This is a genomic window from Stappia sp. TSB10P1A (assembly GCF_900185725.1).
Lineage (GTDB): Bacteria > Pseudomonadota > Alphaproteobacteria > Rhizobiales > Stappiaceae > Stappia.
Genome location: NZ_FYAU01000043.1, coordinates 20,416 through 41,725, shown reverse-complemented (window position 1 = coordinate 41,725; position 21,310 = coordinate 20,416). Strand labels below are relative to the sequence as shown.

Genomic DNA, 21,310 nt, shown 5'->3' with positions numbered 1-21,310 from the left:
CGACAAGAAATCCTGGCACCCCGAAGGGCGCAACCCCATGTCAGTTCGTATCAGGTGATAGCGACAGTCAAAGCCGCCGGTGAACCCCGGCGGCGCCGTCGTTGTGGGAGCTATATACTCACCACCCCCCAACACCGTCAACCCACCTCACCAAAAAAAATCAAACCAAACCCAAAAACCAATCCAAACCCCCAACCCCACTTGGGGAAAACATACCCAACAAACCAACAAACCAAAACAATATCAATTACATAACAATATGCACAGGAGAGAGGGGACGCCGACACCGGCCGCCTGGCGCCGCGCTCGAGCCCACCGCAAGGCGCCGATTTGCGGGAAATCGGCCTGGATCCGTCATCCCCCCGTCGCAGTCCGCGGCCAGTCTTGCAGGTCTTGCCCTCGCTGTTGCGGGCCTCTCCCGTCTCGCCGCCCTTGTCGCCCGCCGATCTCCCCTCGTAAGGCGGGGACGCTGCGCGGCATCTGATCGCCGCCTCGCTGGCGCCTCGGGAGCCGCTCGCGGCCAGCGCCGCGCGGGTTTCATGAATAGGGATTTCCTTGAACAGGGGGGCGTGCGTTCCCACATCAAACTCGTTCTCGAACAGGAGAGGAGTGTAGATGAGCTACGGAACCGCAACCCATGCCAGTGGCCCGGCTGGCGGCCGCGCGGGGGCTACCTGCCGTCCGGCGATCCGTCCCGGCTGGTCGCCGGTGACGATCGGCCTGATGGTGCTCGGCTTCGTCGTCTTCTGGCCGCTCGGCCTGGCGATGCTGGCCTATATCCTGTGGGGCGACCGGCTTCCCGGTCTTGCACACGATGCGCGCGAGCAGTGGAACGCCAGCCCCCTCGCCCAGGGCCTGTCGTCCGGGCGCGGCTTTTCCGGCGTGCACCCGACCGGCAACGCCGCCTTCGACGACTACCGTGCCCGCGAGTTGAAGCGGCTCGAGGAAGAGCGCGCCCGCATCGACGAGATGCGCGCCGAGTTCGACGCGTTCCTGCGGGAGCTGCGCCGGGCCCGCGACCAGGAAGAGTTCGACCGCTTCATGGCCGATCGCGGCCGCGGCCCGGCATCGCCGGGCGCCGGGACAGGGGCAGGGACAGGGGCACCGGAGGCGTAACGCCGCCGGTCGGCCGACACCGCCGAACACGAAAAAAGCCCCGGAGCACCAAGCTCCGGGGCTTTTTCGTATCCTTGCCGCAAGAGGCGCGCTGGCGCGTCAGTTCGGCTTCTGTGCCGCCTGGGCCTGCGCCTGGGCGGCGTTCTGGCGATAGAGGGCGGCGAAATCGATCGGGTCGAGCATCAAGGGCGGGAAGCCGCCATTGCGCGAGGCCTCCGCCAGGATGTTGCGGGCGAAGGGGAACAGCATGCGCGGGCACTCGATCAGCACGAAGGGGTGCAGGTGCTCCTCCGGCACGCCGACGATGCGGAACAGGCCGCCATAGACCAGCTCGATGGCGAAGACGGTCATCGCCGAGGTCCTGGCCGTGGCGGTCAGCGTCAGCACCACCTCGAACTGGTTCTCGCCCATCGGCTGGGCGCCGACATTGACGTTGATATCGAGCTTGGGCTGCTCCTGCGGCTGCAGCGATCCCGGCGCGTTGGGGTTCTCGAAGGAGAGATCCTTGATGTACTGGGCGAGAATGCTCATGCCCGGTACAGCGCCGGCCTCGTTGCCCTGGCCAGCGGCCGCGTCGTTCGTGTCGCTCATGCGTCAGCTATCCTGTCTCGATGACATCCCATGCCGGCAAGGTCCGGCACATTCCGGCGCGGCCGTCCCCCGTCGCTGCAAAGGCCCGGCGCGCAAACTCGCAGCATCGGCTAGCATGGCAGGGCCGCGCTGCCAAGGGCTGATTGGCCGCCGCCGCGATCGGAGCGCCGCGGCCCGCACGCCAGCGGGAAGCAGCGGCGGGAGCGGGGTCTCCCGTATTTGACGCGGCACCGGCGGCGCGCCACAACAGGCATCCAGACCTTGCCCCGTCCCGGAGCGATCGCTCCAAGGATCACGCCAGAAGGATCATATGGACGATACCGACAGACCCGAACTCGGCTCCCCGCACCGGCGGCTGAAGCTCGACACCTTGGTGCGCCTGCGCTGGCTCGCCATCGGCGGGCAGACCGCCGCCCTCGTCGTCGTGCATTTCTATCTGGCCTATCCGCTGCCCCTGTCGCTCTGCGCGGCGCTGGTCGCCGCCTCGGCCTGGCTCAACATCTTCCTCAAGGTCCGCTCGCCGCAGTCGCAGCGCCTGTCGGAACGCTCCGCCGCCCTGCAACTGGCCTATGACCTGATGCAGCTCGGCGGCCTGCTTTATCTCACCGGCGGCCTCGGCAATCCCTTCGCCTTCCTGCTGCTGGCCCCGGTGATGGTCTCGGCCGCCGGCCTGTCGGCCCGCAACACGCTCTATCTCGGCCTGCTTGCCGCCGCCATCGCCACGCTGATCGCCGCCGTTCACCTGCCGCTGCCCTGGCCGGAGGGTCAGACGTTCCGCCTGCCGCCCGTCTATGCGATCGGCGTGTGGATCGCCCTGGTCTGTTCGCTGACCTTCATGAGCATCTATGCCTTCCGCGTCGCGGAGGAGGCCCGGCAATTGTCCGATGCGCTGATGGCCAGCGAGCTGGTGCTGGCGCGCGAGCAGCACCTGCACGCGCTCGACGGGCTGGCCGCCGCCGCCGCCCATGAGCTCGGCACGCCGCTCGCCACGGTCTATCTGTCGGCCAAGGAACTGGCGCGCGATCTCGCCAATGAAAGGGACATTCCCTCTCCCGAGATGCTCCGGGAGGAGATGGCGCTGATCCTGTCCCAGGCCGAGCGCTGCCGCGAGATCCTGTCGAAACTGTCCTCGCTGTCCGACGACCGCGACCAGCACTTCCGCGGAGAGAAGCTGTCGCATCTGCTCGACCAGGTGGCCGAGCCGGCCCGCGCGGCCGGCGCGCGGATCCGCATCGACGTGCAGGGCGAGGGCGGGGAGCCCGTCGCCCATCGCAATCCGGCGATCCATTACGGGCTCGGCAACCTGCTGGAAAACGCCGTCGACTTCGCCGACAGCACGGTGACGGTCACCGCCCGCTGGAACGACAGCCAGGTCCTGCTGGAAATCGCCGACGACGGTCACGGCTTCACGCCCGATGTGATGTCGCGGCTCGGCGAGCCTTATGTGACCGCGCGCGGGGCGCGGGACGGCCGGCCGGGGCAGGGCCAGACCGGCGGCGGGCTCGGCCTCGGCTTCTTCATCGCCAAGACGCTGCTGGAGCGCACCGGCGCGGAGCTGCGCCTGCGCAACCGGCCGCCGCCGGAGCACGGGGCGGTGGTGCGCATCGCCTGGCCGCGCGACGGCCGCTCGCCCTGGCGGGCCGAGGCCGGGGCGGAGCCGGCGAGGCAGGCCGATTTGCCCTGAGCGGAAACGCACTTATAAAGGACAAAACAGGTCCGTCGGCGAGATTCGGGGCGGCAGAATGAACGGGACGATGGGATGAGTGAACAGTCAGGGGCGGACACCGTCGCACGGGGCAATCTGCTTATCGTCGACGACGACCGCCCGTTCCAGCAACGGCTGGCGCGGGCGATGGAAAAGCGCGGCTTCACCACCGTGACCGCCGACAGCGTGCGCGAGGCGCTGGAGGCGCTGCAGAGCCTGGCGCCGGACTATGCGGTGGTCGACATGCGGCTGGAGGACGGCAGCGGCCTCGACGTGGTCGAGGCGATCCGCGCCCGCAAGCCGGAGGCCCGGGTGGTGATCCTCACCGGCTACGGCAATATCGCGACAGCGGTGACCGCGGTGAAGCTCGGCGCCGTCGACTATCTGGCCAAGCCCGCGGATGCGGACGACGTGCTCGCCGCCCTGCTGTCGGAGGGCGAGGAGAAGGCGCCGCCGCCGGAGAACCCGATGTCCGCCGACCGGGTGCGCTGGGAGCATATCCAGCGGGTCTACGAATTGTGCGACCGCAACGTGTCGGAAACCGCGCGCCGGCTCAACATGCATCGCCGCACGCTGCAGCGGATCCTCGCCAAGCGCGCGCCGCGCTGACCTCCGCGCCGGACTTCCAGAGCAGACCGGCAAAGCAGACCGGGCCTCAGATCAGGTCATAGCCGGTCGCGGCCCGGGCGTCGGGATCGTGCAGGTCGTGCAGCCGCAGCGCGGCGGACTGCGCGAAGCGCAGAAGCACCGCCTTGCGGGTCGCCGCCGGCAGACGGTGTTCGGGCGCCGGGCGCAGGATCTCGGCGGCAAAGCCGTCGGACAGGATCAGGCCGGCGTCTTGCGGAAAGACGTCCGCCGGCACCTCCGCATGGGTGGCGAAGAACAGCCGATCGCAATGCAGGCGGTAGTCCGGCCACTTGCTGTCGGCGCGCAGATCCGCCAGCGACGACTTCACCTCGACGATCCAGATCTCGCCCTTCGGGCCGACGGCGGCGATGTCGGCGCGCCGGCCCGATGCCAGCGTCAACTCGCCGATGCAGGCAAAGCGCAACTGCCGCAACAGGCGCGCCGCGCCGCGCCAGACCCGCAAGGCCGTTTCCGACTGCCGGCCGTCGACCAGCGGCTGGTCGAGCTGGATGCGCTGTCCGCTCATCTGCCTCAATCCCGTTCCTCTTTTGTTCGACCCGAACACTAGCCCCAGACAGCCGGGAAAGACAAGCCCGTTGCCGGCGCTCCGGCGACGGGGCGGTCGATGGACGCAAAAAGGGCCGCGGACAGTGCCCGCGGCCCCCGAGGATATATGGAGACGAGATCCAGCCGCTGCCGGCTCAGCGCCCTTCCAGGAAGCCCATGATGCGGCGGGCATCGCGCAGCACCGGGCCGGCGATCTCCGAGGCCCGGCCGGCGCCGTCGCGCAGCACCGCGTCGATATGGCCGGGATCGGCGAGCAGCCGGTTCATCTCGCCGGTCATCGGCGCCAGCTTGTCGACCGCCAGATCGGCCAGCGCCGGCTTGAACACCGAGAAGGGCTGGCCGGCGAAGTCCGACAGCACCGCGTCCTTGGACTTGCCGGAGAGCGCCGCATAGATGCCGACCAGGTTGGCCGCCTCGGGGCGCTCGGCAAGGCCGTCCATCTCGCTGGGGAGCGGCTCCGGATCGGTCTTGGCCTTGCGGATCTTCTTGGCGATCTCGTCGGCCGAATCGCGCAGGTTGATGCGCGACAGGTCGGACGGGTCCGACTTCGACATCTTCTTGGTGCCGTCGCGCAGACTCATGATGCGGGTCGCGGGACCTGCGATCATCGGCTCGGTCAGCGGGAAGAACAGTTCGTCCGGCAGTTCCGGGCTCGGCGTCGGGTTGGCGATGCCGAGACCCAGTTCCTTGATCCGCTCGGCGAAGTCGTTGTTGAACTTCTGGGCGATGTCGCGGGTCAGCTCCAGATGCTGCTTCTGGTCGTCGCCCACCGGCACATGCGTCGCCCGATAGGCGAGGATGTCGGCGGCCATCAGCGTCGGATAGGCAAAGAGGCCGACCGAGGCGTTCTCCCGGTTCTTGCCGGCCTTCTCCTTGAACTGGGTCATGCGGCTCAGCCAGCCGATGCGCGCGATGCAGTTGAACAGCCAGGCAAGCTCCGCATGCTCGCGGACCTGGCTCTGGTTGAAGATGATCGCCTTCTTCGGGTCGATGCCTGCGGCGAGATAGGCGGCAGTCACCTCGCGCGTCGTTCCGGCGAGCAACGCCGGATCGTGCTTGACGGTGATCGCGTGCAGGTCGACGACGCAATAGATCGCCGGCATCTCGTCCTGCAGCGGCACGAAACGGGCGATGGCGCCAAGATAATTGCCAAGATGCAGGTTGCCGGTCGGCTGGACGCCGGAGAAAACGCGCGGCTGGAACTCACTCAACTGATTGTCCCCCAGTTTGGGCCTCGGAGTTTGGACCTCCGGTTGATCGGGATGCGGGCGCGGCCGGTGCCGGCGCGCGCCTGCGGGTTATGGCGAAGGCGGGGGCGCGGTGCAAGCGGCAAGGCGAGGGGGCGGCGCGCTTTCCCGGCGCCCTTTGGCGGACGCGCAACGCCGCGCATCCGGCGCTGCCTGCGTCGAAACGCCCATTCGGCATATTCCCAATTCACGCAGGCGGATCGATCGGCTATAGACTGGAATAAGACTAATTTGCGAGCATTTGAAACCTCGTATGAATCGACGCATCGTTGCCGTCAGAACCCCCGCAAGAGGTCCGGAGGCCGGAATGGATTACGAGAGCTTCTTTCGACACAAGATCGAAGGGCTGCACAAGGAAGGCCGTTACCGGGTTTTCGCGGATCTCGAGCGCCAGACCGGGAATTTCCCCCGGGCGACCCGCTATACGCGGGACGGCTCCCACGAGGTCGCCGTCTGGTGTTCCAACGACTATCTCGGCATGGGCCTGCATCCGATCGTGACCGATGCGATGCACGAGGCGATCGAGCGCTGTGGCGCCGGTGCCGGCGGCACCCGCAACATCTCCGGCACCAACCATTATCACGTGCTGCTGGAGCGCGAGCTGGCCGACCTGCATGGCAAGGAGTCGGCCCTGCTGTTCACCTCCGGCTATGTGTCCAACTGGGCCGCTCTCGGCACGCTCGCCTCGCATCTGCCGGGCTGCGTGGTGCTGTCGGACGCGCTGAACCACGCCTCGATGATCGAGGGCATCCGCCATTCGCGCGCCGAAAAGCGGATCTGGAAGCACAATGACGTCGCCGACCTGGAGCGTCAGCTTGCCGAGATCGAGCCGGGCCGGCCGAAGCTCGTCGCCTTCGAATCCGTCTATTCGATGGATGGCGACATCGCGCCGATCAAGGAGATCTGCGACGTCGCCGAGAAATACGGCGCGATGACCTATCTCGACGAGGTGCATGCGGTCGGCCTGTATGGTCCGCGCGGCGGCGGCATCGCCGAGCGCGAGGGCCTGATGGACCGGCTGACGGTGATCGAGGGCACGCTCGGCAAGGCGTTCGGCGTGATGGGCGGCTATATCGCCGCCTCCGAGGCGCTGTGCGACTTCGTCCGCTCCTTCGCCTCCGGCTTCATCTTCACCACCGCGCTGCCGCCGGCACTGGCGGCCGGTGCCCGCGCCTCGATCCAGTACCTCAAGTCGGCTGAGGGCGAGGTGTTGCGCACCCGCCACCGCAACCGGGTGGCGACGCTGCGGCGCAAGCTCGATGCCGCCGGCATCCCGCACATGCCCAATCCCAGCCACATCGTTCCGGTGATGGTGAAGGACCCGGTCAAGTGCAAGATGATCTCGGACATCCTGCTCGACAATTACGGGATCTACATCCAGCCGATCAACTATCCGACGGTGCCGAAGGGGCTGGAGCGGCTGCGCATCACCCCCTCGCCGCTGCACAGCGACGGCGACATCGACCATCTGGTGCGCTCGATCGAGTCGCTGTGGTCGCAGTGTGCGCTGGCCCGGGCGGTCGCCTGACCCTACAGGCCATCCCATCCGGTCTTTCGCCCGATCTTCCGCAACAGCTTCGCAACGCGCCGGCCTCGCCGGCGCGTTTTGCGTTTCAGCAGGACGCCGGCGCGTCTCAGCGAGCCGAATAGCGGGGCATGTGGGCGCAGGCCGGCCAGGCCTCGGCAAAGGCGTCATAGACCAGCATCGGGCCGCTGGCGGCGAGCCTGTCGGGATGCCGCTGCGCATGCTCCACGAGGATGCGCCGCAAGCCGTTGGCATCGACCCCCGGCGGCACGCAGTTGGCGCGCCCGAGCAGGAAGGCATCGAGCGTGCCCTGCAGATAGCCAAGGCAGAAGGTCACGGCGACCGGGCTGGTTTCGGGGTCGGCCTTGCAGATGGTGGCGATCTGGCTCGCGCTCTGCCAGCCCTCCGCCGACCCCGGCGCGGCGGTGGCCAAGGCCCCCGCGAGGCTGCAAAGACAGGCGCCGGCAACGGCTGCCGCCCTGGCGCGCAGCGCCGTCATGGCGGAACCGCCTCCCCCTGACGGGCGGATGCGGGCTGTCCCTGCCACCGCGATCAGGCCGCCTTCCATTCTCGCTCGCGCTTTGCCGGTTGCCATTGGGCAATCATCCGGCGAGTCGGATCGAAGGACAAGAGGCGCGGCGAGGACCGCTCGTCACACCCAGCGGAACACCGCCACCGCATAGGCCACGGCGATCGCCAGCGGCACCCACAGGTCGGGGCCGACCAGTCCGAGCCAGGCCAGGAAGATGAAGGCGCTGCCGAGCAGCGAGATGAACAGCCGGTCGCCGCGCGTTGTGTCCAGTCCGAGAACGCCGTGCCGCGGCCCGCCGCCGGGCGAGACATATTCCCAGACGGACATGGCGACGAAGCACAGGCCGATGAAGATGAAGAAGGCGGCGGTCGGCCCGGTCCAGGCCATCCAGCTCAATCCCATGACGTGTCTCCCCTTGGCCTGCCGCTACACCCGGCCGAGCGCGAAGCCCTTGGCGATGTAGTTGCGGACGAAATAGATGACGAAGGCCCCCGGAATGATGGTCAGCGTTCCGGCCGCCGCCAGCAGGCCGAGTTCGTAGCCCGATGTGCTCGCCGTTCGGGTCATGGTCGCGGCGATCGGCTTGGCGGCGACCGAGGTCAGCGTCTTGGCCAGCAGCAGTTCCACCCAGGAGAACATGAAGCAGAAGAAGGCAGCGACGCCGATGCCGGCGGCGATGGTCGGCACGAAGATCTTCAGGAAGAACGACCAGAAGGAGTGGCCGTCGACATAGGCGGTCTCGTCCAGCTCCTTCGGCACGCCCGACATGAAGCCCTCCAGAATCCAGACCGCCAGCGGGATGTTGAACAGCGTATGCGCCAGCGCCACCGCGATCGGCGTGTCGAACAGGCCGATCGCCGAATAGAGCTGAAAGAAGGGCAGCGCGAAGACGGCCGGCGGCGCCATGCGGTTGGTCAGCAGCCAGAAGAACAGGTGCTTGTCGCCGAGGAACCGGTAGCGCGAGAAGGCATAGGCGGCCGGCAGGGCGACCGTCACCGAGATCGCCGTGTTGATCAGCACATAGATCAGCGAGTTGACATAGCCCATGTACCAGGTCGGATCGGTGAGAATCTTGACGTAGTTCTCCACGGTGAAATCTCGGGGGAACAGCGTGAAACTGCCCAGAATTTCGTTCGTCGTCTTGAACGACATGTTGACGAGCCAGTAGATCGGCAGCATCAGGAAGATGATGTAGAGGATCGGGACGAGAGCCTTGGTCTTGTTCATCGGTGAGCCTCCTCACTGCTGCTCGTTGCGCATCATCAGGGTGTAGAACACCCAGCTCAGCAACAGGATGATCAGGAAGTAGATCAGCGACATCGCCGCCGCCGGGCCGAGGTCGAACTGGCCGAGGGCGATCTTGACGAGGTCGATCGACAGCAGCGTCGTCGCGTTGCCGGGTCCCCCGCCCGTCAGCACCGACAGTTCCGTGTAGATCATGAAACTGTCCATGAAGCGCAGCAGCACGGCGATGGTCAGCACCCGCTTCATCTTCGGCAACTGGATGTAACGGAAGATGGCAAACGAGCTGGCCCCGTCGATCCTGGCGGCCTGGTAATAGGCGTCGGGGATCGAGACGAGACCGGCATAGGCGAGCAGCACCACCAGCGACGTCCAGTGCCAGACATCCATCAGGATCAGCGTGAACCAGGCATCGCCCGGCTGGCGGGTGAAATTGTAGTTGAAGCCGAGCGCGTTGAGGCTGCGGCCGAGCAGGCCGATATCGGGCAGGGCGAAGATGTTCCACATGGCGCCGACCACATTCCACGGAATGAGCAGCGGCAGCGCCATCAGCACCAGGCAGACCGGCACCCACGGCCCCTTGCGCGGCATGGCGAGCGCGATGGCGACGCCGAGCGGGATCTCGATGGCGAGGATGGTGAAGGTGAAGATCAACTGCCGGCCGAGCGCGTTGTGAAACCGCTGCGACTGCAGCACCTGCTCGAACCAGGTGACGCCGGCCCAGAAGAACACGTTGTCGCCGAACGTTTCCTGGACGGAATAGTTGACGACGGTCATCAGCGGAATGATGGCGTTGAAGGCAACCAGCGCCACCACCGGAAGGACGAAGAACCACGCCCTGTTGTCATGCGTCTTGTTCATCTCGCCTTCCCTCAGTTCACGATCCAGCCGTCGCGATAGACCGCGGTGCGGTCCGGATCGAAGCGCAGCAGGGCGCTTTCGCCCGGGATCGCGACCCCTTCGGGCACCAGCAGCTTGACCCTGTGCCCCTGCGCCTGCGCCTCGACGATGCTGAAGCGGCCGGCATCGCTGACCTTGACGACGCGGGCCGGCAGTCCCTCGCCGCCGCCCTCCGGTGCGAAGCGGACGAATTCCGGCCGCACGCCCACCTCCAGCCGGCCGCTGCCGGTCGCGGCGGCCGGCGGGCAGTCGGCAACGGGCGTGCCGGCGACCACGGCCTTGCCGCCGGCGATCTCGCAGGGCAGCACGTTCATGCCCGGCGAGCCGATGAAGTGACCGACAAACGTGTGCTGCGGCCGCTCGAACAGCTCGACCGGCGTGCCGATCTGCACCACCTCGCCCTGGTTCATCACCACCACCTTGTCGGCGAAGGTCAGCGCCTCGGTCTGGTCGTGGGTGACGTAGATCATCGTCGTGCGCACCCGCTGGTGCAGCTCCTTGAGCTTGGAGCGGAGCTGCCATTTCAGATGCGGATCGATCACCGTCAGCGGCTCGTCGAACATGATCGCGTTGACGTCCGAGCGCACCAGGCCGCGGCCGAGCGAGATCTTCTGCTTGCCGTCGGCGGTCAGCCCGGCGGCGCGCCGGCCGAGCATGTGGGTGAGGTCGATCATGCCGGCGATCTCGCGCACCCTGGCATCGACCTCTGGCTCGGCGACGCCGCGGTTGCGCAGCGGGAAGGCGAGATTGTCGTAGACGGTCATCGTGTCGTAGACGACCGGGAACTGGAACACCTGGGCGATATGCCGGCGGTCCGGCGGCAGGGCGGTGACGTCCTCGCCGTCGAACAGCACCCGCCCTTCCGTCGGCCGCAGCAGGCCGGAAATGATCGACAGCAGCGTGGTCTTGCCGCAGCCCGACGGGCCGAGCAGCGCATAGGCGCCGCCATCCTCCCATTCCAGGTCGAGGCGCTTCAGCGCCCAGTCGCCGTCGGAGGCCGGTGCCGGACCGTAGGCATGTCGCAGGGCGTCGAGTACGATTCGTGCCATGTCGTTCTCCTAGGTCGTGGACTGGCCGGCGATGCGCCGGCCGGCGCCGTCGAAGACCAGCGCCTTCGACATGTCGGCATAGAGCCGCTGCCGCGTGCCGACCTCGAAGGGATGGATGCCATGCGCCTGCGACACCCAGGTCCGCTCGTGGAAGGTGAAATGGATGATGCTCTCCGAGCCGGAGAGTTCGGTCACCAGCACGTCGCCCTCGATGGCCACCGGCTGGGCGCCCTCCGGGGCGGGGCTGACGTGATGCGGGCGCACCCCCAGCGTATAGGCCCCGTCGGCGAGGCCGGCATGGCCGGCCGGCACCGGGAAGCTGCCGCCGTCGGCCAGGCGGAAGTCGCCGCCCGCCTTGGTCACCTGCGCCGTGTTGATCGGCGGATCGGAGAAGACCTGGGCGCTGGTGAGGTCGAGCGGGCTGCGATAGACCTCGCCCGTCGGGCCGAACTGCACCACCCGGCCCTCGAACAGGCAGGCGGTATGCCCGCCGAACAGCAGCGCCTCGACCGGCTCGGTCGTCGCATAGACGACGATGCAGTCGCGATTGGCGAAGAGGCGGGGCAGTTCGTCGCGCAGCTCCTCGCGCAGCTTGAAGTCGAGATTGGCGAGCGGCTCGTCGAGCAGCACCAGATCGGCGTCCTTGACCAGCGCCCGCGCCATCGCCGTGCGCTGCTGCTGGCCGCCGGAAAGTTCGGACGGCCGCCGGCCGAGCATCGGCGTCAGCCGCAGCAGCTCGGCGAAGGTGCCGACCCGACGCTTGATCTCGTCGTCCGGCAGCCGCGCCACCTTGAGCGGCGAGGCGATGTTCTCGTAGACCGACATGTTCGGGTAGTTGATGAACTGCTGGTAGACCATCGAGACGTTGCGGTTGCGCACCGACACGCCGGTGACGTCGCGGCCGCCGAAGTGAACCTCGCCGGAGGTCGGCCGCTCGAGGCCCGCCATCAGCTTCATCAAGGTGGTCTTGCCGGCCAGCGTCGTGCCGAGCAGGACGTTGAAACTGCCGGGCTCGCAGACGAGATCGGTCGGGTGAATATGCGTCTCGGCACCGACGCGCAGGCTCACGCGCCTCAATTCAAGGGACATCTCGGTCGCCTTCATGCAAGGGTCGATGGGCAGTCTCTCGGGTCCGGCGGGGTCCGGGCAGGGTCCGGGAGAGGTCCGGCCGTGCCGGCGCTCCGCTTGCCCGCGGTTCTCGGTCCCCGCGCGGCGTGTCCCGGCAGGGCGCGCCCTGGCTGGACGTGGCCGCGGCCCGCGACCATGCCGGGAGGCCCGGACTTCCCGCATCCGCGACCGGTGCCGGGCAGGCGGCCCGGGACCTGTCCCGGACCGCCGCTCGCGTGAGCCGAAAGGCTCAGTTCTCTGCCCAGCGCTTGACCAGTTCGTCGTAGTTGACGGTCTCGCCCTGCGGCTTCTCGTTGTCGAGCTTGGCCTTGGCGCCGCCCTTGCCGATCCACTCGGACGGGTCCTTCGGCTCGTTGATGCGCGGGCCGCAGCCGCCATAGGTGTTGTTGGCCTCGTCGGCACGCTGCATGCGGATCATGATCGTGTCCATCTCGTCGGCGAGACGGTCCATGGCCTCCTGCGGCGTGAACGCACCCGAGTTCACGTCGCCGATCTGCTGCCACCACAACTGGGCGAGCTTGGGATAGTCCGGCACGTTGATGCCGGTCGGCGTCCACTTGTCCCGCTCGGGCGAGCGGTAGAACTCGACCACGCCGCCGAGCTTCGACGCACGCTCGGAGAAGGACTCATGCCGGATCGAGCTGTCGCGGATGAAGGTGAGACCGACATGGCTCTTCTTCAGGTCGACGGTCTTGGAGACGACGAACTGGGCATAGAGCCAGGCCGCCTTGGCGCGGTCGGTCGGCGTCGACTTCAGGATCGTCCAGGAACCGACGTCCTGATAGCCGACCTTCATGCCCTCTTCCCAATAGGGACCATGCGGGCTCGGAGCGGCGCGCCACAGCGGCATGCCCTCGTCGTCGACCGTGTTGTTGCCCTCGGCCTTGGACTTGACCATCTCGGCCAGGAAGGCCGTGTACCAGAAGATCTGCTGGGCGACATTGCCCTGGCTGAGCGCCGGCAGCGACTGGTAGAAGTCGTAGTCGGCCGCACCCGGAGGCGCGTATTTGCGCAGCCACTCGTCCCACTTGGCGATGGCGTAGACGGCGGCCGGACCGTTGGTCGCGCCGCCGCGGGCGACCGACGCACCCGACGGGTTGCACGAGCCTTCCTCCATGCGGATGCCCCATTCGTCGATGGGACGGCCGTTGGGCAGGCCGGGCGAGCCGGCACCGGCCATCGACAGCCAGGCGTCGGTCATGCGCCAGCCGAGATCGGGCGCGCGCTTGCCGTAGTCCATATGGCCGTAGATGCGGACGCCGTCGATCTCCTTGACGTCCACGGAGAAGAACTCGGCGATGTCCTCATAGGCCGACCAGTTGATCGGCACGCCGAGATCGTAGCCGTATTTCTCCTTGAACCGGGCCTGCAGGTCCTCGCGGTCGAACCAGTCCTTGCGGAACCAGTAGAGATTGGCGAACTGCTGGTCCGGGAGCTGGTAGAGATCGCCGTCCGGGCCGGTGGTGAAGGCAAGACCCATGAAGTCGCCGAGATCGAGCGTCGGCAGGGTGACGTCCTTGGCCTCGCCGGCCATCCATTCGGTCAGGTTCACGGCCTGCTGCAGGCGCGAATGCGTGCCGATCAGGTCGGAATCGTTGACATAGGCATCGTAGAGATTGCGATTGGTCTGCATCTGGGTCTGCACCGCCTGGACGACCTCGCCCTCGCCCAGGATCTGGTGGTTGACCTTGATGCCGGTGATTTCCTCGAAGGCTTTCGCAAGAACCCTCGATTCATACTCGTGTGTCGGAATACCTTCCGACAGCACGTTGATCTCCATCCCGCGGAACGGTTCGGCCGCCTTGATGAACCAGTTCATTTCCTCGATCTGCTGGTCCTTGGTCAGGGCGGAGGGCTGGAACTCGGTCTCGATCCAGCGCAACGCCTCTTCGGGACCGGCGAAAGCCGAACCCGCGCCAGCCATCAGCGCGACGGCCGCAACAGCCGTCAGCATCTTGTATCTCATGTGCAGTCCTCCCTTGCACGTCTGCAATATGACTATCAAACGAAAAAAAATGAACGTCAACTCGAAAATCGACTTGCCATTCCTTGCTCTCAAGAGGCAAAATTTGTCTGCTTCCGACAGAATGTTGCAGGTGCGAACGAGACCCGCCTAAGACCCGCGCCATATCGAAAAAAAACGAAAGATCACCCATGGAGCCCGTAACCCCCCGGCAGAGCGAGATTCTCGACCGCGCGCGACGCGCCGGACGGGTCGATGTGGATGGGCTTGCGGCGGACTTCGACGTCACGCCGCAGACCATCCGCAAGGACCTCAATGAACTGTGCGAGCGCGGCATGCTGCAGCGCGTGCATGGCGGCGCCGTGCTGCCCTCGGGCATCGCCAACTACGCCTATGACGCAAGGCGCCAGCTCGCGGCCGAGGAGAAGCGGCGGATCGGCCTGCGCGCCGCCAGCCTCATTCCCGACAATGCCTCGATCATGCTGAACATCGGCACCACCACCGAACAGGTGGCCAGGGCCCTGCGCCAGCATGACGGCATCATGGCGATCACCAACAACATCAACGTCGCCAACATCCTGCGGGCGGCGCCGGCCGTCGAGGTGATCATCGCCGGCGGCCAGGTGCGCGCCTCGGACGGGGGCATCGTCGGCGAGGCGGCGGCCGACTTCATCCGCCAGTTCAAGGTCGACTACGCGCTGATCGGCGCCTCGGCGATCGATCCGGACGGGACGATCTTCGACTACGACTTCCGCGAGGTGCGCGTCGCCCGCGAGATCATCACCCATGCGCGGCAGACGATCCTCGTCGCCGACAACATGAAATTCGAGCGCAGCGCTCCGGTGCGCATCGCCCACATGTCGCAGATCGACATCTTCGTCACCGACAAGGCCCCGCCCGAGCCGGTGATGGAGATCTGCCGCGAGCATGGCGTGCGCGTCGAGATCGCCGGAGACGGGGACCCCGACGCCGGCGGCGCGGAGCCCGAGGACGGCCGGGGAGGCCACAGGAAATGACTGCAGCGACGCAAGCGGCGGAGTTCGACATCCTGGTCATCGGCGGCGGCATCAACGGCTGCGGCATCGCCCGCGACGCGGTCGGGCGGGGCTATTCGGTCTGCCTTGCCGAGATGAACGATCTCGCCAGCGGCACCTCGTCCTGGTCGACCAAGCTGATCCATGGCGGATTGCGCTACCTGGAGCATTACGAGTTCCGCCTGGTGCGCGAGGCGCTCAGCGAGCGCGAACTCCTGTGGGCCAACGCACCGCACATCATCCGGCCGATGCGCTTCGTGCTGCCGCACCAGAAGGGCCTGCGGCCACGCTGGATGCTGCGCCTCGGCCTGTTCCTCTACGACCATCTGGGGGGCCGCAAGCTGCTGCCGGCAACCCGGACGCTGAACCTTGCAAGCGACCCGGCCGGCAGGCCGCTGAAGGACGGGTTCGGCACCGGCTTCGAATATTCCGACTGCTGGGTGGACGATGCCCGCCTGGTGGTGCTCAACGCCCGCGACGCCGCCGACCGGGGGGCTCAGGTCCACACCCGCACCGAGGTGGTGGCGCTGGAGCGCGAGGGCGACATCTGGCGCGCCACCCTCAAGGACCGGGAAAGCGGTGCGACCCGCTCCGTCACCGCCCGCCTCGCCGTCAACGCCGCCGGGCCCTGGGTCGACCGGGTGCTGAAGGGCGCGTTGAAGCGCAACGACACCCACAATGTCCGGCTGGTGCAGGGCAGCCATATCGTGGTGCGCAAGCTGTTCGACCACGACCGCGCCTATATCTTCCAGAACGGCGACGGGCGCATCGTCTTCGCCATTCCCTACGAGCAGGATTTCACCCTGATCGGCACCACCGACCGCGACTACGAGGGCGATCCGGCCGACGTCGCGGCGACGGAGGAGGAGATCGTCTACCTGACCGAGGCGGCGAGCGAGTATTTCCGCAAGCCGATCACCCGCGGCGACGTGGTGTGGACCTATTCGGGCGTGCGGCCGCTGTTCGACGACGGCGCCTCCAAGGCGCAGGAGGCGACCCGCGACTATGTCCTGAAGCTCGACGAGGGCGGGCGCCGCGACGGCGCGGCATTGATCAACATTTTCGGCGGCAAGATCACCACCTATCGGCGCCTGGCCCTCTCCGTGCTGGAGATGATCGAGAAGGCGCTCGGCGCCAAGGGACCGGACTGGACGGCGACGGCCTTGCTGCCGGGCGGCGACTTCCCGACCACCGGGCTTGCCGACCTCGAAGCCGCTCTTGCACGCGACTTCGCCTTCCTGCCGCGCCCGCTCATTGCCCGCCTCGCCCGCAGCTACGGCACCAGGGCGCGCGACCTGCTGGCCGGCGCGACCTCGATCGACGACCTCGGACCGCATTTCGGCGCCGATCTCTACGGCCGCGAGGTCGCCTATCTGATGCAGCACGAATGGGCGCGGCGCGCCGAGGACGTGCTGTGGCGGCGCAGCAAGCTGGGCCTGCGGGTCTCCGCAGAACAGGCGCAGGCGCTGGAGGCCTGGATGGCCGGGCGCCTCGACACCGCCGCCCCGGCCGAACGCAGCCAGGGCGCCTGAAGCCAGGGCGCCTGAAGCCGGGGCGCCTGAAGCCAAGGCTTGCACCGAAACGCAAACCGCCGGACGGGAGGCCCGTCCGGCGGTCTTTTCTTGCGAGGAATGCGCCTGTCCCGAAAAACAGGACCGAGGAGCAGAGCCGATCAATCAGAGCTGGTCGGTCACCACGGTGGTGGTCGCGCCGACCGGCTCCTTGGTGATCACCGGGTCGGAACCGCCGCTCAGCAGCGTGTTGACCGTACGCTGGTAGTCTTCCATGTCCAGCCGGCCGTCGGAACCGTCCGTCAGCTTGTTGATCTCGCGGACCATGCGCTTCTGGTGGTTCTCGGTCTGGGCGCCGGTGGCGTCATTCTCCAGCACGATCTCCGCCGCCTCGTCCGGGTTCTCGCGGGCATAGTCCCAGCCCTTCATGGTGGCGCGGACGAAGCGGGCCATCTTGTCGACGAAGGCCGGGTCGGAGAGCTTGTCCTCCATCACATAGAGCCCGTCCTCCAGCGTCGCGACGCCCTGCTCCTCATACTTGAAGACCACGAGATCGCTTTCCGCGATGCCGGCGTCGATCACCTGCCAGTATTCGTTGTAGGTCATGGTCGAGATGCAGTCGGCCTGCTTCTGCAGCAGCGGATCCACATTGAAGCCCTGCTTCAGCACGGTGACGCCGTTCGGCCCGCCATCGGTCGGGATGCCGAGCTTGCTCATCCAGGACAGGAACGGATACTCGTTGCCGAAGAACCAGACGCCGAGCGTGCGGCCGCGGAAATCCTCCGGCTTGGTGATGCCGGTCTCCTTCAGGCAGGTCAGCATCATGCCCGACGCCTTGAACGGCTGGGCGATGTTGACCAGCGGCACGCCGCGCTCGCGGCTGGCGAGCGCCGCCGGCATCCAGTCGATGATCACGTCGGCGCCGCCGCCGGCGATCACCTGCGGCGGGGCGATGTCCGGCCCGCCCGGCTTGATCGTGACGTTGAGCCCCTCTTCCTCGTAGAAGCCCTTGTCCTTGGCGACGTAATAGCCGGCGAACTGGCCCTGCGTGACCCATTTGAGCTGCAGCGTGACGTCGTCGGCCGCCTGCGCGGGACCGAATGCCAAGGCAAACGCGGCGGCGGCTAGCAAAGTCTTCCTCATTTCCTGCTCCCTCTGGTGATGCAGCCGCCGCCCGTTATCGCCGGACTGACGGATGCCAAAACGTGACCGCCCGCTCCGCGAGGGTCACCAAGCCGTAGAACAGCGACCCCGCAAGCGCGGCGACGGCGATCGAAGCCCAGACCATGTCGATGTTCATCCGCCCCACCTCGGTGGAGATGCGGAAGCCCATGCCGACGATCGGCGTGCCGAAGAATTCGGCAACAATGGCCCCGATCAGCGCCAGCGTCGAGTTGATTTTCAGGGCATTGAAAACGAAGGGCATGGCCATCGGCAGCCGCATCTTGAGCAGCGTCTGCGGATAGTTTGCCGCGTAAGTGTGCATCAGGTCGAGCTGCATGCGGTCGGCGGCGGCAAGCCCCGTGACCGTGTTCACCAGCATCGGGAAGAAGGTCATGATGACGACGACCGCCGCCTTGGACGGCCAGTCGAAGCCGAACCACATGACCATGATCGGGGCGACGCCGATGATCGGCAGGGCCGAGACGAGATTGCCGATCGGCAGCAGGCCGCGCCGCAGGAACGGCACCCGGTCGACCAGGATGGCGACCAGGAAGCCGGCGCCGCAGCCCAGGGCATAGCCGATGAGAACCCCCTTCAGGAAGGTCTGGCGGAAATCGGCCCACAGCACCTCGGGCGAGGCGATGAGCCGCACCCAGATGTCGGAGGGCGGCGGCAGCAGCACCTTGGGCACGGCAAAGCCGACCACCAGCACCTGCCACAGGATCAGCAGCCAGGCGCCGAAGGTCAGCGGGATGGCGAGCGCGATGGCGCGGCCCCACAGCGGCTGCCGGGGCTTCAGTCCGGCCATTTCCTCCACCGACAGCCAGGCGATGGCCCAGGCGACGACGACAAGGGCCCAGAAGCCGGATCCCGCCTGGCCCGGATGGGCGGCGATCAGCGAGATCAGCACGAAGGCCATGGCATAGGAAACGGCCGCGAGCAGGCCGGCGGCCCGCGGCCCGCGCAGCAGGCACAGGCGATAGGGCGCCAGCACGATCACCGCGGCAAGCACCATTGCCGCCAGCAGCGGAAAGGCAAGCAGCCCGAGCGCCATCGTGTCGGAGGCGATCACCGGCATCATCGTCGCGACCAGGGCGAGGGCGAGCGCCAGCGAGGCCAGCACGGTTCTCACCGCGCCGAGCCGGTGCGGCCGCGGCGCCGGTGCGGGGGTCGTCCCCTCCCGCGCGCTCATCGCCGCATCCCCATGCGCTTCAGCGCCAACCGCTCGGCGACGCCGATCAGCGCCACGAGCGTTGCCGCCAGCACGGCGGCGGCGATCAGCGCCGACCAGATCTGCACCGTCTGGCCGTAATAGGAGCCCGACAGCAGGCGGGCGCCGAGGCCGGCGACCGCACCGGTCGGCAGTTCGCCGACGATGGCGCCGACAAGGCTTGCGGCAACGCCGACCTTCATCGAGGCGAAGAGATAGGGCATCGCCGAGGGCAGGCGCAGCTTCCACAGCGCCTGGGCGGGCGAGGCCGAATAGGTCTTCATCAGGTCCATCTGGATCGCCTCGGGCGAGCGCAGGCCCTTCACCATGCCGACCGTCACCGGAAAGAACGAGAGATAGGTCGAGATCATTGCCTTCGGCAGCAGGCCGGAAATGCCGATGGCGTTCAGCACCACGATGATCATCGGCGCGATGGCGAGGATCGGGATCGTCTGCGAGGAAATCACCCAGGGCATCAGGCTCTTGTCGAGAACCCGGCTGTGCACGACCAGGATCGCCAGGCCGATGCCGAGGGCGGTGCCGAGCACGAAGCCGAGCAGGGTCGAGGACAGGGTGATGCCGCCGTGATAGACGAGGCTGCGCTTGGAGGTCACCGCCTTGTTGGCGGTGGTGTCCCACAGCTCGACCGCCACCTGATGCGGGGCGGGCAGCACGGGCCGGTCCTGCGACAGCGTGTCGGCGACGAGCTGCGCCAGCGGCGCGTCCTCAATGCCGCCGCGCTTGTACATGTCGCGCTGGAACGGCGCGTTGAGCATCACCGCCGCCAGATACCAGACGGCGATGATCGCCGCGACGACCACCAGCACCGGCCCGGCGGTGCCCTGCATCAGGCCGGCGAAAGGCGAGCGGGAAGGCGGCGCCGTCAAGGCCTCAATCGTCATAGCTGTGCCCCGCCCGCAGCCCCTCGCGCACCCGGTGGGCGATCTTCAGGAATTCCGGCGTCTCGCGGATGTCGAGCGTGCGCTCGCGCGGCAGGTCGCTTTCGATCACGTCATAGATGCGGCCCGGACGCGGGCACAGCACCACGATCCTGGTCGACAGGAACACAGCTTCCGGGATCGAATGGGTGACGAAGACCACCGTCTTGCGGGTCTTGGCCCACAGTTTCAGCAATTGCTCGTTGAGGTGATCGCGAACGATCTCGTCGAGCGCGCCGAACGGCTCGTCCATCAGCAGCAGGTCGGGATCGAAGGACAGCGCGCGGGCGATGGAGGCGCGCTGCTGCATGCCGCCCGACAGTTGCCAGGGATATTTGCGCTCGAAGCCGGAGAGGTTCACCAGCTCCATGTTGCGGCGGATGCGCTCCTCGCGCTCTCCCTTCGCAAAACCCATGATCTCCAGCGGCAGGGCGATGTTGTCGGCGATGGTCCGCCAGGGATAGAGCGCGGCGGCCTGGAAGACATAGCCATAGGCGCGCTTCAGCCGCGCCTCCTCCGGGCTCATGCCGTTGACGCTGATCGTGCCGCCGGTCGGCGCCTCCAGATCGGCGATCACCCGCAACAGCGTGGTCTTGCCGCAGCCGGACGGGCCGATCAGCGAGACGAAATCGCCCTCGCCGATCGAAAGATCGATGTCCGACAGGGCATGCACCGGACCGTCATTGGTCTCGAAGGTCAGCGACAGGTTCTCGATGTCGATCACGCTGCGCTCCGGCCCGGTCATCCTTGCGTCCCCTGTCGCCCTTGCGGCGTCCTTGCTTGCATCTGTCGCGATCATGACCGGACTTGCGGCTCCCTGCATCCATCTCGATCCGTGCCCATCGCCCCGCACCCGCCCGTCCGGGTCATGGCGCGCAGCGCATCAACGGTCCCCATGTCATCCCGTCGGGAAAGGCGACGAGATAGCCCTCGCCCTCCCGCCGCAGGGTGAGGGTGAAGGGCGTCACCTCCTCCTCGCCTTCCTCGTGGCACTGCGCGAGGATTTCCAGGCCGTCCGCCCGCATCCGCCGCTCCGGCGAAAAGGCGCAATAGGAGACGGCGGTGGAAATGCCCTCGTCGTCCATCAGGAAGAAGAAGTCGGGCCCCGTCACCGCTCCCCCCTCGGCCGCCCCCGCGGCCATCAGAGCGCAGCCCTCCGCATCGCCGTAGCGCCCGTCGATCGCCGTCGTGTCGGCGACGGCCGGCGCGCCGGCAAGGAGCAGAGCCAGAAAGGGCAGCAACCGGATGGTCATGTCGCTCC

Annotated in this window: 21 protein-coding genes; 6 read left to right on the top strand and 15 right to left on the bottom strand. The window is 67.2% G+C overall.

Annotated features, from left to right (window positions below; all coding sequences use genetic code 11):
• Positions 1-723 precede the first annotated feature (723 nt).
• Positions 724-1,116 carry a DUF2852 domain-containing protein gene (locus tag TSB10P1A_RS22585; protein WP_244293220.1) on the top strand — a complete coding sequence of 131 codons (393 nt, stop codon included), beginning with the start codon at positions 724-726 and terminating at the stop codon, positions 1,114-1,116.
• Positions 1,117-1,215: 99 nt separating this feature from the next.
• On the opposite strand, the gene secB is transcribed toward TSB10P1A_RS22585, so the two are convergent.
• Complete coding sequence (gene secB, locus TSB10P1A_RS22580; protein WP_186390222.1) at positions 1,216-1,707, bottom strand: protein-export chaperone SecB; 492 nt, start codon at positions 1,705-1,707, stop codon at positions 1,216-1,218.
• Positions 1,708-2,017: 310 nt separating this feature from the next.
• On the opposite strand from secB, the gene TSB10P1A_RS22575 reads away from it, so the two are divergent.
• Together TSB10P1A_RS22575 and TSB10P1A_RS22570 are read left to right on the top strand one after the other, a co-directional pair.
• Entirely contained in the window at positions 2,018-3,391 is a 1,374-nt protein-coding gene (locus TSB10P1A_RS22575) for an ActS/PrrB/RegB family redox-sensitive histidine kinase (protein WP_186390221.1), read from the top strand.
• Between the two features lie 75 nt (positions 3,392-3,466).
• A complete protein-coding gene (locus TSB10P1A_RS22570; RefSeq protein ID WP_186390220.1) occupies positions 3,467-4,021 on the top strand; it encodes an ActR/PrrA/RegA family redox response regulator transcription factor in 555 nt (184 codons plus the stop codon).
• Positions 4,022-4,067: 46 nt separating this feature from the next.
• Here the strand turns inward: TSB10P1A_RS22570 and TSB10P1A_RS22565 are convergent, their stop codons facing one another.
• Positions 4,068-4,565, bottom strand: coding sequence for an MmcB family DNA repair protein (locus TSB10P1A_RS22565; protein ID WP_186390219.1), 498 nt, complete (start codon positions 4,563-4,565; stop codon positions 4,068-4,070).
• Positions 4,566-4,740: 175 nt separating this feature from the next.
• Positions 4,741-5,817 carry a tryptophan--tRNA ligase gene (gene trpS / locus TSB10P1A_RS22560; RefSeq protein WP_186390218.1) on the bottom strand — a complete coding sequence of 359 codons (1,077 nt, stop codon included), beginning with the start codon at positions 5,815-5,817 and terminating at the stop codon, positions 4,741-4,743.
• Between the two features lie 343 nt (positions 5,818-6,160).
• Between trpS and hemA the strand changes: the two genes are divergently transcribed.
• Positions 6,161-7,381, top strand: a complete 1,221-nt coding sequence (gene hemA / locus TSB10P1A_RS22555; RefSeq protein WP_186390217.1) for a 5-aminolevulinate synthase — start codon at positions 6,161-6,163, stop codon at positions 7,379-7,381.
• Between the two features lie 106 nt (positions 7,382-7,487).
• Here hemA and TSB10P1A_RS22550 read toward each other — a convergent pair whose 3' ends face one another.
• The 7 genes from TSB10P1A_RS22550 to TSB10P1A_RS22520 all read right to left on the bottom strand — a co-directional run bounded on the left by TSB10P1A_RS22550 (position 7,488) and on the right by TSB10P1A_RS22520 (position 14,195).
• Positions 7,488-7,877 (bottom strand): Rap1a/Tai family immunity protein, encoded by a 390-nt coding sequence (locus TSB10P1A_RS22550; RefSeq protein ID WP_186390216.1) that lies wholly within the window; start codon positions 7,875-7,877, stop codon positions 7,488-7,490.
• 153 nt (positions 7,878-8,030) lie between these two features.
• Positions 8,031-8,312 (bottom strand): DUF2160 domain-containing protein, encoded by a 282-nt coding sequence (locus TSB10P1A_RS22545; RefSeq protein ID WP_186390215.1) that lies wholly within the window; start codon positions 8,310-8,312, stop codon positions 8,031-8,033.
• 24 nt (positions 8,313-8,336) lie between these two features.
• Entirely contained in the window at positions 8,337-9,137 is an 801-nt protein-coding gene (locus TSB10P1A_RS22540) for a carbohydrate ABC transporter permease (protein WP_186390214.1), read from the bottom strand.
• A gap of 12 nt (positions 9,138-9,149) precedes the next feature.
• Complete coding sequence (locus TSB10P1A_RS22535) at positions 9,150-10,013, bottom strand: carbohydrate ABC transporter permease (RefSeq protein WP_186390213.1); 864 nt, start codon at positions 10,011-10,013, stop codon at positions 9,150-9,152.
• Between the two features lie 11 nt (positions 10,014-10,024).
• The gene (locus tag TSB10P1A_RS22530) at positions 10,025-11,101 is read right to left on the bottom strand and encodes an ABC transporter ATP-binding protein (protein ID WP_186390212.1); all 1,077 of its coding nucleotides are present in this window, start codon (positions 11,099-11,101) and stop codon (positions 10,025-10,027) included.
• 9 nt (positions 11,102-11,110) lie between these two features.
• The gene (locus TSB10P1A_RS22525) at positions 11,111-12,190 is read right to left on the bottom strand and encodes an ABC transporter ATP-binding protein (RefSeq protein WP_186390211.1); all 1,080 of its coding nucleotides are present in this window, start codon (positions 12,188-12,190) and stop codon (positions 11,111-11,113) included.
• Between the two features lie 268 nt (positions 12,191-12,458).
• Positions 12,459-14,195 carry an ABC transporter substrate-binding protein gene (locus tag TSB10P1A_RS22520; RefSeq protein WP_186390210.1) on the bottom strand — a complete coding sequence of 579 codons (1,737 nt, stop codon included), beginning with the start codon at positions 14,193-14,195 and terminating at the stop codon, positions 12,459-12,461.
• A 188-nt stretch (positions 14,196-14,383) separates the two neighbouring features.
• Between TSB10P1A_RS22520 and TSB10P1A_RS22515 the strand changes: the two genes are divergently transcribed.
• Entirely contained in the window at positions 14,384-15,208 is an 825-nt protein-coding gene (locus TSB10P1A_RS22515; RefSeq protein ID WP_186390209.1) for a DeoR/GlpR family DNA-binding transcription regulator, read from the top strand.
• Positions 15,205-16,758 (top strand): glycerol-3-phosphate dehydrogenase, encoded by a 1,554-nt coding sequence (gene glpD / locus TSB10P1A_RS22510; protein WP_186390208.1) that lies wholly within the window; start codon positions 15,205-15,207, stop codon positions 16,756-16,758. Before TSB10P1A_RS22515 ends, glpD begins: the two co-directional genes overlap by 4 nt.
• A gap of 144 nt (positions 16,759-16,902) precedes the next feature.
• Here glpD and TSB10P1A_RS22505 read toward each other — a convergent pair whose 3' ends face one another.
• The 5 genes from TSB10P1A_RS22505 to TSB10P1A_RS22485 all read right to left on the bottom strand — a co-directional run bounded on the left by TSB10P1A_RS22505 (position 16,903) and on the right by TSB10P1A_RS22485 (position 21,302).
• Positions 16,903-17,880: an ABC transporter substrate-binding protein gene (locus TSB10P1A_RS22505; protein WP_186390207.1), complete on the bottom strand. Its 978-nt coding sequence runs from the start codon at positions 17,878-17,880 to the stop codon at positions 16,903-16,905.
• 34 nt (positions 17,881-17,914) lie between these two features.
• Positions 17,915-19,093, bottom strand: a complete 1,179-nt coding sequence (locus TSB10P1A_RS22500; RefSeq protein WP_244293217.1) for an ABC transporter permease — start codon at positions 19,091-19,093, stop codon at positions 17,915-17,917.
• Positions 19,090-19,959 carry an ABC transporter permease gene (locus tag TSB10P1A_RS22495; protein ID WP_244293219.1) on the bottom strand — a complete coding sequence of 290 codons (870 nt, stop codon included), beginning with the start codon at positions 19,957-19,959 and terminating at the stop codon, positions 19,090-19,092. The genes TSB10P1A_RS22500 and TSB10P1A_RS22495 overlap by 4 nt, the downstream gene beginning before the upstream one ends.
• 43 nt (positions 19,960-20,002) lie before the next feature.
• Entirely contained in the window at positions 20,003-20,794 is a 792-nt protein-coding gene (locus tag TSB10P1A_RS22490) for an ABC transporter ATP-binding protein (protein ID WP_186390205.1), read from the bottom strand.
• Positions 20,795-20,915: 121 nt separating this feature from the next.
• The gene (locus TSB10P1A_RS22485) at positions 20,916-21,302 is read right to left on the bottom strand and encodes a hypothetical protein (protein ID WP_186390204.1); all 387 of its coding nucleotides are present in this window, start codon (positions 21,300-21,302) and stop codon (positions 20,916-20,918) included.
• Between the last annotated feature and the right edge of the window lie 8 nt (positions 21,303-21,310).

Bases quoted from the DNA above. Each gene is read 5' to 3' on its own strand.
- TSB10P1A_RS22585 (WP_244293220.1), top strand. From the start codon at position 724: ATGGTGCTCGGCTTCGTCGTCTTCTGGCCGCTCGGCCTGGCGATGCTG.
- secB (WP_186390222.1), bottom strand. From the start codon at position 1,707: ATGAGCGACACGAACGACGCGGCCGCTGGCCAGGGCAACGAGGCCGGC.
- TSB10P1A_RS22575 (WP_186390221.1), top strand. From the start codon at position 2,018: ATGGACGATACCGACAGACCCGAACTCGGCTCCCCGCACCGGCGGCTG.
- TSB10P1A_RS22570 (WP_186390220.1), top strand. From the start codon at position 3,467: ATGAGTGAACAGTCAGGGGCGGACACCGTCGCACGGGGCAATCTGCTT.
- TSB10P1A_RS22565 (WP_186390219.1), bottom strand. From the start codon at position 4,565: ATGAGCGGACAGCGCATCCAGCTCGACCAGCCGCTGGTCGACGGCCGG.
- hemA (WP_186390217.1), top strand. From the start codon at position 6,161: ATGGATTACGAGAGCTTCTTTCGACACAAGATCGAAGGGCTGCACAAG.
- TSB10P1A_RS22550 (WP_186390216.1), bottom strand. From the start codon at position 7,877: ATGACGGCGCTGCGCGCCAGGGCGGCAGCCGTTGCCGGCGCCTGTCTT.
- TSB10P1A_RS22545 (WP_186390215.1), bottom strand. From the start codon at position 8,312: ATGGGATTGAGCTGGATGGCCTGGACCGGGCCGACCGCCGCCTTCTTC.
- TSB10P1A_RS22540 (WP_186390214.1), bottom strand. From the start codon at position 9,137: ATGAACAAGACCAAGGCTCTCGTCCCGATCCTCTACATCATCTTCCTG.
- TSB10P1A_RS22535 (WP_186390213.1), bottom strand. From the start codon at position 10,013: ATGAACAAGACGCATGACAACAGGGCGTGGTTCTTCGTCCTTCCGGTG.
- TSB10P1A_RS22530 (WP_186390212.1), bottom strand. From the start codon at position 11,101: ATGGCACGAATCGTACTCGACGCCCTGCGACATGCCTACGGTCCGGCA.
- TSB10P1A_RS22525 (WP_186390211.1), bottom strand. From the start codon at position 12,190: ATGTCCCTTGAATTGAGGCGCGTGAGCCTGCGCGTCGGTGCCGAGACG.
- TSB10P1A_RS22520 (WP_186390210.1), bottom strand. From the start codon at position 14,195: ATGAGATACAAGATGCTGACGGCTGTTGCGGCCGTCGCGCTGATGGCT.
- TSB10P1A_RS22515 (WP_186390209.1), top strand. From the start codon at position 14,384: ATGGAGCCCGTAACCCCCCGGCAGAGCGAGATTCTCGACCGCGCGCGA.
- glpD (WP_186390208.1), top strand. From the start codon at position 15,205: ATGACTGCAGCGACGCAAGCGGCGGAGTTCGACATCCTGGTCATCGGC.
- TSB10P1A_RS22505 (WP_186390207.1), bottom strand. From the start codon at position 17,880: ATGAGGAAGACTTTGCTAGCCGCCGCCGCGTTTGCCTTGGCATTCGGT.
- TSB10P1A_RS22500 (WP_244293217.1), bottom strand. From the start codon at position 19,093: ATGAGCGCGCGGGAGGGGACGACCCCCGCACCGGCGCCGCGGCCGCAC.
- TSB10P1A_RS22495 (WP_244293219.1), bottom strand. From the start codon at position 19,959: ATGCAGGGCACCGCCGGGCCGGTGCTGGTGGTCGTCGCGGCGATCATC.
- TSB10P1A_RS22490 (WP_186390205.1), bottom strand. From the start codon at position 20,794: ATGACCGGGCCGGAGCGCAGCGTGATCGACATCGAGAACCTGTCGCTG.
- TSB10P1A_RS22485 (WP_186390204.1), bottom strand. From the start codon at position 21,302: ATGACCATCCGGTTGCTGCCCTTTCTGGCTCTGCTCCTTGCCGGCGCG.